The 12,825-nt window shown below is 72.3% G+C and carries 7 protein-coding genes; 4 read left to right on the forward strand and 3 right to left on the reverse strand.

All coding sequences use genetic code 11. The features are described 5' to 3' along the window. Window positions 1–31 precede the first annotated feature (31 nt). On the reverse strand, window positions 32–1,195 hold the full coding sequence (locus DEJ31_RS02565; protein ID WP_111043851.1) for a cysteine desulfurase family protein: 1,164 nt from the start codon (window positions 1,193–1,195) through the stop codon (window positions 32–34). A gap of 58 nt (window positions 1,196–1,253) precedes the next feature. Between DEJ31_RS02565 and DEJ31_RS02570 the strand changes: the two genes are divergently transcribed. The 3 genes from DEJ31_RS02570 (at window position 1,254) to glgB (ending at window position 7,928) form a co-directional block, all read left to right on the forward strand. After that, on the forward strand, window positions 1,254–3,305 hold the full coding sequence (locus DEJ31_RS02570; RefSeq protein ID WP_111121125.1) for a glycogen-debranching protein: 2,052 nt from the start codon (window positions 1,254–1,256) through the stop codon (window positions 3,303–3,305). Between the two features lie 85 nt (window positions 3,306–3,390). Beyond that, window positions 3,391–5,448: a maltotransferase domain-containing protein gene (locus DEJ31_RS02575; protein WP_111121126.1), complete on the forward strand. Its 2,058-nt coding sequence runs from the start codon at window positions 3,391–3,393 to the stop codon at window positions 5,446–5,448. Beyond that, window positions 5,445–7,928, forward strand: coding sequence for a 1,4-alpha-glucan branching protein GlgB (gene glgB, locus DEJ31_RS02580; RefSeq protein WP_258366086.1), 2,484 nt, complete (start codon window positions 5,445–5,447; stop codon window positions 7,926–7,928). Before DEJ31_RS02575 ends, glgB begins: the two co-directional genes overlap by 4 nt. A gap of 102 nt (window positions 7,929–8,030) precedes the next feature. On the opposite strand, the gene DEJ31_RS02585 is transcribed toward glgB, so the two are convergent. Together DEJ31_RS02585 and DEJ31_RS02590 are read right to left on the reverse strand one after the other, a co-directional pair. Continuing rightward, on the reverse strand, window positions 8,031–9,041 hold the full coding sequence (locus DEJ31_RS02585) for a tetratricopeptide repeat protein (protein ID WP_111121127.1): 1,011 nt from the start codon (window positions 9,039–9,041) through the stop codon (window positions 8,031–8,033). Then, window positions 9,038–10,780, reverse strand: coding sequence for a hypothetical protein (locus DEJ31_RS02590; RefSeq protein ID WP_110902056.1), 1,743 nt, complete (start codon window positions 10,778–10,780; stop codon window positions 9,038–9,040). The genes DEJ31_RS02585 and DEJ31_RS02590 overlap by 4 nt, the downstream gene beginning before the upstream one ends. Window positions 10,781–10,963: 183 nt before the next feature. Here DEJ31_RS02590 and DEJ31_RS02595 point away from each other — a divergent pair, with 183 nt between their 5' ends. Beyond that, complete coding sequence (locus DEJ31_RS02595) at window positions 10,964–12,805, forward strand: hypothetical protein (RefSeq protein ID WP_181427340.1); 1,842 nt, start codon at window positions 10,964–10,966, stop codon at window positions 12,803–12,805. Window positions 12,806–12,825: the final 20 nt, after the last annotated feature.

Consider the following 12,825-nt stretch of genomic DNA (forward strand, 5'->3'; position numbering starts at 1 on the left):
TACCGGCCGGGCGTCCGGCTCGACGCCGGACTCAGCGCCCGAGCGACGGCTCCCGGCGCGCCAGACCCGCCGCACCGGCACGCTCGACGGCGACCGGCAGCGCCCGGAGGAAGGCGTCGACGTCCTGCTCGGTCGAGGTGTGCCCGAGGGTGATCCGGAGTGCGCCGCGGGCGTCGTCCTCACCGAGGCCCATCGCGAGCAGCACGTGCGAGGCCTCGGGCACCCCGGCCTGACAGGCCGACCCGGTGGACACGGCGACCCCGGCGGCGTCGAGCAGGAACAGCAGCGAGTCCCCCTCGCAACCCGGGAACGTGAAGTGCGCGTTGTTCGGCAGCCGGTCGACCGGGTCCCCCATCAGCACCGCGGACGGCACGGCGGCCCGGACCCCGTCGACCAACCGGTCCCGCAGGTGCCGGACGTCGGGGTGCGGTGCGGCGGCGGCGACCCCGAAGGCCGCGGCACCCGGGGCGTCCTGCGTGCCGCTCCGCACCTGGCGCTGCTGGCCGCCGCCGTGGATGAGCGGTTCGACGACCGCGCGTCGGCCGAGCACGAGCGCGCCGACCCCGACCGGACCACCGATCTTGTGCGCCGAGACGCTCAGCGCATCGAGCCCGGAGGCGGCGAAGTCCACCGGGACCTGCCCGTAGGCGGCGACCGCGTCGCTGTGCACCGGGACGCCGACCGCGTGCGCGAGCGCCACGATCCGCTCGACGGGCTGCATGGTGCCGACCTCGTTGTTCGCCCACAGGAACGTGACCAGGGCGACGTCGTCGGCGGAGGCGAGTCGGGCCTCCAGTCCGGCCAGGTCGACGCGACCCTGCGCGTCGAGCGGGACGACGTCGACGACGGCGCCCTCGTGGCGCTCCAGCCAGTCGACCGTGTCGACGGTGGCGTGGTGCTCCCCCGCCGGAACCACGATGCGGGGGCGCCGACGGTCGCGCTGCCGCGCCCAGAACAGCCCCTTCACCGCGAGGTTGATGCTCTCGGTCCCGCCCGAGGTGAAGACGACCTCCACCGGGTCGGCGCCGAGCGACGCGGCGACACGGGCACGACCGTCCTCGAGCAGCATCCGGGCGTGCTGGCCGGCACTGTGGATCGACGACGGGTTGCCGACCGTCGCCATCGCGTCGGTGAACGCGGCGAGCGCCGCGGGCAGGATCGGCGTCGTCGCGGCGTGGTCGAGGTAGACGGGCACGGGGTACCCCTTTCTGGAGCGTTTTCAGGATACCCGGTCGGCCTCGTACCCTGGGGGCGTGTACGAGACCGCGACCGAGACCACGCCCGGCTTCCGGGTCGACGACGGCGACCCCCGGATGACGGTGCGGTCCGCCTCGGCGACCGCGGTGACGGTGGTCGTCGACGGCCGGGGCGCCTTCCCCCTGGCACGCCAGGGCGACACCGACGAGTGGAGCGCCAGCACGCCCGGCGTGCAGGTCGGGGACACGTACCACCTGCTCGTGGACGGACCGTCGGGGCCACGGCACGATTTCGACCCGACGCGCCCGCTCCTCGACCCGTACGCACGCGGGATCGTCGCGACCGACGCCGACGCCGACGCCGAGGCCGGCGCCGACGGCACCCGCTGGACCAGCGTCGTCGTCGACGGCGACTTCGACTGGGGCGGCGTCACGAAGCCCGTCGTCCCCCTCGACCGGGCCGTCGTCTACGAGGCGAACGTCCGGACCTTCACGAGCGCGAACCCGGCCGTCCCCGAGGAGCTCCGTGGCACGTACGCCGGCATCGCGCACGAGAGCACCATCGCCCACCTGCAGCGCATCGGCGTGACGACGCTGGAGCTGCTGCCCGTGCAGGCGTTCGACACCGAGCGCTGGCTGCGCGAGGCCGGGCGCGAGAACGCGTGGGGCTACAACACGCTCGGCTTCTTCGCCCCGCACGCGGGCCACGCCTCCGCCGGAGCCCGGGCCGCCGGTGCCGACGGGGTGCTCCGCGAGTTCAAGGGCATGGTCCGACTGCTGCACGAGGCGGGGATCCAGGTGGTCCTCGACGTCGTCTACAACCACACCGCGGAAGAGGGTCTCGGCGGCCCCACGACCTCGCTCCGCGGGATCGACGGTGCCGGCCGCTACCGCTGGTCGGACACCGACACCTACTACGACACGACGGGCTGCGGCAACACCCTCGACACCTCGGTGACGGCGACCGCCGACCTGGTCCTCGACAGCCTGCGCTACTGGGCGCGTGAGGTCCAGGTCGACGGCTTCCGCTTCGACCTGATGGCGTCGCTGGCCCGCGACGCCGACCACGTGTTCGACCCCGAGCACCCGCTGCTCGAGCGGATCCGGAACCACCCCGACCTGCAGGACACGCTCGTCATCGCGGAACCGTGGGACGTCGGGCCGGACGGGTGGCGTACCGGTTCCTTCGGTGCCCGCACCCTCGAGTGGAACGACGGGTTCCGCGACACGGTGCGGAAGTTCTGGCTCGAGGACATCGCCGACGAACGCCGCCGCGGCGCCCCGGACGCCGGGATCGGGGCGCTCGCCGGGGCCCTCACCGGTTCGCGCCACCTGTTCGGGGCGGAGCGTGGCCCGCTGTCCGGCGTCAACTTCGTGACCGCCCACGACGGCTTCACCCTGCACGACCTGGTGTCCTTCGACGCGAAGCACAACGAGGCGAACGGCGAGGAGAACCGCGACGGCTCGAACGACAACCGCTCGTTCAACCACGGCATCGAGGGCGACACCGCGGACCGGGGCGTCCGTGCGGCGCGCGGGCGCTCGATGCGGAACCTGATGGCGACCGTGCTGCTCTCCGCCGGCGTGCCGATGATCACCGCGGGTGACGAGCGCAGCCGGACCCAGAACGGCAACAACAACGCCTACGTCGTCTCCGACGACCTGACACCGGTCGACTGGTCGGACGACGAGGACGCCGAGTCCATGACCGAGGCGATGGCCGCCCTGACCCGGCTCCGCGCGGCGCACCCGGCACTCCGTCCGTCGCGGTTCGGCGTCCCCGGGCAGACCACGCCCTCGGCGTCGCGGATGACCTGGTACGGCCCGGACGGACAGGCGATGACGGCCGAGGGCTGGGACCAGCCCATCCACCGTGCCCTGCAGTACTTCGTCGAGTCGACGCCGGAGCACGAGCCCTACGACCGCGTGCTGGTGGTGGTGCACGGCAGTGGACGCACCCGCGACCTGACGCTGCCGACGCGCGAGGACGTCTTCGCGTACCGGCTGGCCTGGTCCAGCGAGAAGCACCGCGACCACTCCCGGCACCGCCCCGCCGGCACCGGGTTCACGGCCTACGGCCCCGGCATCCACGTCTTCGAGGTCGTCTGACGGACGGCCCCGTTCAACACCGGGTCCGGAGGCGCGACACGCTTCCCGGGGAACACGGACGGCCCAGCCGGGTAGCGTCTGCTCCGTGGCCTCCGTAGACCGACCCCGGCGTCCGAAGATCGGGCGCATCCCGATCACCGAACTCGCCCCGACGACGCCGAACGGCTTCCCGGGCAAGGGCTTCGACGGGGAGGTGATCACGTTCGGAGCGACCGTCTTCCGGGAGGGGCACGGCATCATCGGCGCGGACCTCGTCCTCGTCCGGCCCCTCGGCCAGAAGCCCGAGACGACGCAGGCCGTCGCCCAGCAGACCCCTGCACCCGCGGCGCCTCAGGTCGACGAGCGCACCCTCCGCGTCCCGCTGACGCTCGTCGCCGCGGGCACCGATCGCTACGAGGCGACCGTGCAGGTCGAGGGCACCGGTGTCTGGGAGTGGCACGTCGAGGCGTACTCCGACGACTGGGCGACCTGGGTGCACGGCGCCCGACTGAAGATCGCCGCCGGCGTCGACACCGAGGCGACCCTGCTCGACGGTGCCGCACTGCTCGACCGTCAGGGCTCCGCCGTGGCCGCCCGTGCCGCGGCCCGCCTGCGGGACACCGACCTCGACGCGGCCGAACGCCTGGCCGCCGTGGACGACCCGCGCGTCGTCGCCGAGATCGCCGAGACACCGATCGACTCGCTGCGCACGAGCTCCGCCCTGCAGCTGCTCGACGTCGAGCGCACCCGCGCCGGCGTCGGCGCCTGGTACGAGTTCTTCCCCCGCAGCGAGGGCGCCAAGCGCAACCCGGACGGCTCGTGGAAGAGCGGCGACTTCCGGACCGCGGCCCGTCGTCTGCCCGCCGTGGCCCGGATGGGCTTCGAGATCGTCTACCTGCCGCCGATCCACCCGATCGGCCGGACCGCCCGCAAGGGCCCGAACAACACGTTGACCGCCGGACCGGACGACCCGGGCAGCCCCTGGGCGATCGGTGGGCCGGAGGGTGGCCATGACGCCATCCACCCGGACCTCGGCACCGAGGACGACTTCCGCGCCTTCGTCGAGACCGCGAAGAACACCGGCATGGAGGTCGCACTCGACTTCGCCCTGCAGTGCTCCCCCGACCACCCCTGGGTCACCGAGCACCCGGAGTGGTTCACGGTCCGCGCCGACGGCTCCATCGCCACGGCCGAGAACCCGCCGAAGCGGTACCAGGACATCTACCCGATCCAGTTCGACACCGACCCCGAGGGCCTGGTCGCCGAGGTGCTCCGTGTCCTGCGCCACTGGATCACGTTCGGCGTCAAGGTGTTCCGCGTCGACAACCCGCACACCAAGCCGCTGTGGTTCTGGGAGCGCGTGATCCGTGAGGTCCGCGACGAGCACCCGGACGTCGTGTTCCTCGCCGAGGCGTTCACCCGCCCGGCGATGATGCGCGCCCTGGCCGAGACCGGGTTCCAGCAGTCGTACTCGTACTTCACCTGGCGGAACACGAAGGAGGAGATCGAGACGTACTTCGACGAGCTCTCCCACGAGACGAGCGCCTACCTGCGCCCGAACCTCTTCGTGAACACGCCGGACATCCTCACCGAGTTCCTGCAGTACGGCGGCCGTGCCGGCTACAAGGTGCGCGCCGCCCTCGCCGCGACCGGCGCCCCGACGTGGGGCATGTACGCCGGGTACGAGCTCTTCGAGGACGTCGCCCGCCCGGGCTCCGAGGAGAACATCGACAACGAGAAGTACGAGTACAAGCCCCGTGACTTCGCGCTCGCCGAGGCGGAGGGCGCGAGCCTCGCCCCCTACGTGACGATGCTCAACCGCCTGCGGTCGGCGCACCCTGCGCTCCGGCAGCTGCGGAACACCACCGTGCACAGTGCCGAGGACGACGCCATCGTCGTGTACTCCAAGCACCTGCCCGGCCGGTTCACCCGGTCCGGTCGGGACGACACGGTGATCGTCGTGGCGAACGTCGACCCGCACTCCGCTCGTGAGACGACCGTGCACCTCGACCTCACCGCCCTCGGGCTCGAGCCCGGCACCGAGTTCGACGTCCGCGACGTCGTGACCGGTGCCCGCTGGACCTGGGGCTCCTCGAACTACGTGCGCCTGGATGCCTTCCAGGAGCCCGTGCACCTGCTCGTCGTGGAAGGACCGCACCGATGACCGATCCCAACAGCACCGGGCAGAACAGCGCAGCACTGGACGGCGCACCACAGCCGCCCCGTGGACCGGGCCTGCCGCCGGTCCCGCCGCCGCCGCCCGCGATCCCCCGTCAGGTCGTCCGCACCGAGCCGAACACCTCGGCACCGGGTGAGGACCTCCCGGGCGTTCCGGCCGCCGCACCCGAGACACCCTCACGCGACGTGCCGGAGTCGGCCACCCTCGCCGGCGGAGTGACGACGGACGCACCGGACGAGACGGAGGCGACCGCCGCCTCCCGGACGGACGGCGCGCCCGCCACGTCCCCCAGCACCACCGCCGCCACGACGGAACCGGTACCCGGTCCCGTCGACGAGTGGATCCGCCAGCAGGTCGCCGAGGGCCGGTGGTCCCAGCCGCACGACGTGCTCGGCCCGCACCCGGTCGACGGTGGCACGAGCGTCCGCGTGGTCCGCCACCTGGCGACCGCGGTCCGCATCGTCCGACCGGACGGCGACGACGTCGAACTCCGTCATGAGGGCGAGGGCGTCTGGGCCGGCGCGACCCGCGGCGAGCTCGGCCGCTACCGCGTCGAGGCCGACTACGAGGACGACGAGACCTGGACCACCGACGACGCGTACCGGTTCCCGCCGACGCTCGGCGAGCTCGACCTGCACCTGTTCGGCGAGGGCCGCGACGAGCAGCTCTGGCACCACCTCGGTGCGCACGTCCAGACCGTGGACGGCGTCGACGGCGTGGCGTTCGCCGTGTGGGCTCCGCGTGCCACCGCGGTCCGCGTGATCGGCGACTTCGAGGGCTGGGAGGGCCGCACCACCGCGATGCGCCGTCTGAACGACCTCGGCGTGTGGGAGTTGTTCTGGCCCGGTGCCCTCGAGGGGCAGCGCTACAAGTTCCAGATCCTCACCGACAGCGGTTGGGTGGAGCGGGCCGACCCGTTCGCCCGCCGGACCGAGGTCCCGCCGCTCACCGCCTCCGTGATCACGAGCGCACACCACACCTGGTCGGAGGGTGACGAGCGGTGGATGGCCGCGCGTGCCACCACGACCACCCACGACGCACCGATGAGCGTCTACGAGGTGCACCTCGGCTCGTGGCGTCCGGGGTTGAGCTACCGCGAGGTCGCGGACGACCTCATCGGGCACGTCCAGTACACGGGCTTCACCCATGTCCAGTTCCTGCCGCTCGCCGAGCACCCGTTCGGCGGGTCGTGGGGCTACCAGGTCACCGGCTACTACTCACCGACGGCACGGTTCGGCTCCCCCGACGACCTGCGGTACCTCATCGACCGACTGCACTCGGCCGGCATCGGCGTGATCATGGACTGGGTCCCCGGCCACTTCCCGAAGGACGAGTGGGCGCTGGCGAAGTTCGACGGCTACGCGCTGTTCGAACACCCGGACCCCCGCCGCGGCGAGCAGCTCGACTGGGGAACCTACGTGTTCGACTTCGGGCAGCCGCAGGTGCGCAACTTCCTCGTCGCCAACGCGCTGTACTGGCTCGAGGAGTTCCACATCGACGGCCTCCGGGTCGACGCGGTGGCCTCGATGCTGTACCTCGACTACTCCCGCACCGAGTGGCTGCCGAACATCCACGGCGGCCGCGAGAACCTCGAGGCGATCTCGCTCCTGCAGGAGACGAACGCGACCGCCTACAAGCGCTACCCCGGCATCGTGATGATCGCCGAGGAGTCGACCTCGTGGCCCGGCGTCACCCGGCCGACGAGCGCCGGCGGGCTCGGCTTCGGGCAGAAGTGGAACATGGGCTGGATGCACGACACGCTGCAGTACGTCGAGCGTGACCCGGCCTTCCGCTCGTACCACCACGACGAGATCACGTTCTCGTTCGTCTACGCGTTCAGCGAGCAGTTCACCCTGCCGATCAGCCACGACGAGGTCGTGCACGGCAAGGGCTCGCTCTACGGCAAGATGCCCGGCGACGAGTGGCAGAAGCTGGCCAACGTGCGCGCCTACCTCGCGTTCATGTGGGCGCACCCCGGCAAGCAGCTGCTCTTCATGGGCCAGGAGTTCGCGCAGCCCTCGGAGTGGAGCGAGGCGAACGGCCTCGACTGGTGGCTCCTCGACGACCCGGGGCACCGCGGCGTGCAGGACCTGGTCGCCGAGCTGAACCGCGTCTACAAGGAGAACCCGGCGCTCTGGACGTTCGACGCCAGCGCGGAGGGCTTCGAGTGGCTCGAGAGCGGCGACGCACCGCACTCGACGCTCGGGTTCCTCCGCAAGGCGGGTGACGAGAAGCTGGCGGTCTTCGTCAACTTCTCCGGCGTCCCCGTCGAGCACCGCTTCGGGCTGCCGACGGCGGGCACATGGAACGAGGTGCTCAACACCGATGCTTCGGCGTACGGCGGTTCCGGTGTCGGCAACCTCGGCTCGGTCGAGGCCGAGGACGTCCCGTGGGCGGGCCGCCCCGCCTCCGCGAACCTGGTCGTGCCGCCGCTCGGCGCGGTCTGGCTGCGACTGGCCGAGTAACGCACACCTCCCCCGCGGGGGCACACGGAACGGACGGGAGGCCCGGTACCAGCTGGTACCGGGCCTCCCGTCTGTCCTGTGTCGCGTCGAGCGCGCCGCGGCTCAGTAGAGAGCGTTGGCGAGTCGCCGTCGCGCCGCGACGACGCGCGGGTCCTCGGCACCGATCAGCTCGAAGTACTCGACCAGCCGCACGCGGAGGGCTTCACGGTCCTCACCGAAGACCGTCGGGACGAGGTCGAGGAGACGTCCGAAGGCGTCCTCGACGTGCCCTCCGCTGATGTCGAGGTCGGCGACCGCGAGCTGCGCCGCCACGTCCGACGGACCGGCGCCGGCTGCTGCCCGGATCTCGTCCGCCGTCTTGCCGGCGAGACGGTCGAGCAGCGAGACCTGCGCCAGACCGGCGACGGCCATCTGGTCGTGCGGATCCTGCAGGATCGCGGTGCGGTACTCGCTGATCGCGGTGGCGTAGTCGCCGGCCTCGATCGCGTCGTACGCGGCCTGGTGGTGCGGCGGCAGCGGCTCCGGTTCCGGCTCGCCCTGCTCGGCGTCGTCCGCCTCGATCGCGCCGTCGACCTGGACCCGGCCGGCGATGCCGTTCTGCTCCGCCGCCTGCAGGACCTGCTCGAACACGTCGCGGACCTCGGCCTCGGGCAGTGCGCCGACGAAGAGCCCGAGCGGGCGGCCACCGATCACCGCGGCGACCGTCGGGATCGACTGCGCCTGGAACGCCTGGACGAGCTGCGGGTTGGTGTCCGCGTCGACCTTGGCGAGGACGATGCGACCCGCGTACTCCTCGGTCAGTCGTTCGAGGACCGGCGAGAGCTGCTTGCACGGGCCGCACCACTCGGCCCAGATGTCGACGATGACCGGGACGACGGTGGAGAGCTGGACGATGTCCTGGAAGCTCTGATCCGTGACGTCCATCACGAGGGACGGGACGCTCAGTACGCCGTCACCAGCGGCTCCGGCTGCCGGAGCACCGGCGGCAGGCCCGCTCGGGGCTGCCGCCGCCGGGACGCCGGGGCCCTGCGGCGGACGCTGCGCCCGGTCGACGAGGGACGAGAGGTCGACCGCTCCACGCAAGCTGGACGGGGTCGGGGGGACGTTGGTCATTGCACCTCACTCGCTGCGATCAGGCCCTGAGTGAACCCGAGGAGTTCTATCTTGTCGTCCGAGCCCACGGGGGGCACGGAGAAGAGCAACTGGACGCCGTACGTGGCCGTCACGCCCTTGGTGCTGGAGTCCACACCCGACAGCGCCTTGACAGCACCCTCGGGGTTGACCTCGGCACCGTCCGCCGTCGGGGTGACCTTCTCGACCTCGTTGAGGTCGACGGACACGAGCGCACCGGCGGTGTTCGTCGCGAGGGCCAGGGCGGTGTCCTCGGGCACCTCGGACGAGTACTCGATCTTCGCGGTGTCCGGCAGCCCCTTCGCCTTCTCGTCCTTGTAGGACTTGCCGATGCGCGATCGCAGGTCGTCCCCGTCGCTGTCGAACAGGTCGGCCGACTCGCTCTCGGTGTCCTTCGAGAGGATGTCGCCGTACGCCGCGGCGACGGCGTTCGGCGCCAGCGCCAGGAGCTTCGTGTCCGGAGCGAGCTGAGCGGCACCGACGGAGGTCGGCGCGAGCGACGGCAACTGTGCATCGGCCTCGAGCGAGACCGCGTACTCGACCTTGTAGTCGGAACGGGCGTCCTGCTGCACGAGGGTCAGCGCCTGCGGGGCCGTCTTCTTGTCGGTGCAGTCCGCGGCGACCACGGCGAACACGGTCCGCGGCCAGGTGTCGGTCTGCTGCGGCAGCGCGACGCACACGTCGTCGGCGTCCACGGCGGGCAGGGCCTGCGCCTTGTCGTCACTGTCGCGGATGGTGTAGTTCGCCTTGCGGATCTCGAGCGCCGGACCGGTGAAGCGGGTGGCGGCGAGGTCGGCGTCCTTGTCGGCGTCGGCCTTCTCGGCGACCTCCGCCACGCGGGACACGATGCGGCCGATCTGCTGCTTCGTCGCGGCGGTCGAGGTGTCCGCGGCAGCGGCACCGGTCGCCGTGGCGGTCGGTGTCGGGGTGACGTCCGCGCCACCGCCGGTCGGCCAGTACTCCGAGGAGCAGCCGCTCAGCACGAGTGCACCGGCGACGAGGACCGGCACGGCGATGATCGCGCGGCGACCACGTCGGCTGCGGGCCGGCACCTGGGCTCCGGCCGCGGCGGCTCGACGGGAGGCACGCACGCGCGGCGGGCGCCCGCCCCCGCTCCGACGACGCGGGCCACGGGACCGGCGCTGGTGCAGGAAGGCCCAGACGAGCAGCACCAGGCCGCCGAGCACGAAGACCCCTCCGGCGGTCAGCAGCGGACCCACGGAGGGCGTGGCGGTGTCGCGCGGCCACGTCACGGAGATGTCCGAGGGTGCGGCGTCCGAGCCGTCGCCCATCACCACGAGCGACACGTCGGCCGGCAGCCGGACGGTGAACTGACGGGCATCGTCGTACTCCTGGTACCAGAGGTCGCTGCCCTTCGGGTCGGGCAGGTCGGAGCCGGATCCGGTGGTGCGGGACTGCAGGGAGGCGTCCTCGGCGTCGTAGCGGAGGGTGGTGTGTTCGGCGTCACCGATCCACGCGTCGACGTCCGACGTCTTGCCGTAGGCGGCGAACACCTTGCCGGAGCCCGAGACGTTGACGCGCTGGTAGCCGGGGTTCGCGTTGAGGACGCTGCCGGGCAGCACGGTCACGGGAGCGGCGTTCGTCCCGCTCGTCGCCGCGACGATCGAGGTGGGTGGCGCGAACACGGTCCGCTGCCCGACTCCCAGGCCGACGAGGAGCACCCCGATGACGAAGCTGACGATCGCCAGGACGAATCGCACGGATCTCTCTCCCTCCGCGCCGGGGTGGGTGGATCGGCGCAGGACAACGGCCCAGGGTACCCAGGACAGCTGGGAGGCGCATCCCCGGGTCCGCCGCATGCCTCAGGAGCCGACGCGGACGCACCACTACAATCGGGGTCCGGACTGCACGGGGTGGTCCGGGACGACCACAGGGAGCGACACGTGGCGAACGACGAGGCAGAGTTCGGGACCGAGCTGCGGGGCTACCGCAAGGACGAGGTCGAACGGGCTCTGAACGACCTCCGCCGCGAACTGATCAAGTCGAACACCGACCGGGCCGAGGCGGCGAAGGAGATCCGTCTCCTGCAGTCCCGTGTCTCGGACCTGCAGGGCGAGCTCGACGAGGCCGGCACCCCCACCTACAGCGGCCTCGGCACCCGGCTCGAGTCCACCCTCCGCGTCGCGGAGGAGCAGTCCACCCGACTGATCAGCCAGGCCGACATCGACGCCCAGCGGCTCCGCGCCACCAGCCGCACCGAGGCCGAGCGCACCCTGCGCGAAGCCCGCGACGAAGCCCAGGTCACGCTCGAGGACGCCCGCACCCGTGCGACCAACGAGCTCTCCCGCGCCCGCGCCGAGTCCGCCGACACCGTCGAGCGCGCCCGCTCCGAGGCCGGCATCCTCGTGCAGGACGCCCGCAACGAAGCCGCCGCCATCCGTGGAGCCGCCGTCACCGAGGCCGCCGAGGTCCGCTCGGTCGCCATCCGCGAGACCAACGCCCTCCGCGCCCAGGTCGAGCACGAGGTCGCCGAACTCCGCGAGGTCGCCCAGCGTGAGTCCGCCGATGCCCGTCGTGCCGCCGCCGACCTCGACCGCGAGACCGAGCACCGCCGCAGCGTCTTCGAGGCCGACCAGGCCCGTCGCCTCGAGGACCTCGACCGCGAGGAGCGCACCCGCCGTGAGCAGCTGGAACGCACGCTGACCGAAGCCCGCACCGCATGGGAGCGCGAGCACGGTGAGGCGCGCCGCGCCCTCGAACTCGAACTCGAGACCCGTCGGGCGGAACTGGCCGCGGAGGTCGACCAGCGCCGGGCCGGACTCGCCGCCGAGATCGACGACCGTCGGAGTGCCCTCGACGAGGAGCTGGCCGCCGCCCGCGCCGAGTGGGACCGCGAGCTCGCCGTCGCCCGAACCGACCTCGAGCAGGAGATCGCGGCCGCGCGTGCCCAGCTCCGGGTCGACTCCGAGCAGACCGCGGCCGAGAACGCCCGCCGGGTGCAGGAGACCACCGACCGGATCGAGCGCGAGACCGCCGAGCACGTCGCCCGCATCGAACGTGAGCGCGCCGCCGCCACCGCCGAGGCCGAGCGCGCCGCCCGGGAACACGAGAACGAACTCGCCGCCCGTCGGGAACGCGAGCACGCCGAGGTCGACACCGAGATCGCCGACCGTCGCACGGCGGAACTCGACGACCTGTTGGCCGAGCGCACCGCCCTCCGCCAGGAGATCGACACGGCCCGCGCCGGTCTCGCCCAGGAACGCGACGAGGTGCGTGCCGAGATCGCCCGCGAACGTGACGACGCCCGCGCGGCCCTCGAGACCGAACTCGCCGCGCGCCGCGACGACGCCGAGCAGGAGTACCTCGACCGGCACCGTGCCACGGTCACCGAGACGCAGAAGTACCTGGATGAGGCGAACCTCCAGCTCGCCGAGGCCACCCGCCGCGCCACCACGGCACGTGAGACCGCCGACCGCCTCGAGCGGGAAGCCACGGACCTCGCCCGCCGACAGGAGACCGCCGCGCAGGAGCACGCCGCCGACCTGGTGCGCGAGGCACAGGAGCGTGCGCACCGCCTCGTCGCAGACGCCGAGGACCGGACCGCCGAGCTCTTGGCCGATGCGGAGGACCGGCTCGGGGCGATCCGGACCGAGCGGGAAGCCGTGGCGGGGTACCTGGAGAACCTCCGTGGCGTCCTGAGCCATGCAGCTGGCGTCATCGACGAGCAGGCGCCGGCGCAGGGCGACCGGTCGGACTCCGACGAGCGGGACGACAGGGTCCGCTGACGACGCCGTCCGCGGCGTCG

It is taken from the genome of Curtobacterium sp. MCPF17_031, from assembly GCF_003234035.1.
GTDB lineage: Bacteria > Actinomycetota > Actinomycetes > Actinomycetales > Microbacteriaceae > Curtobacterium.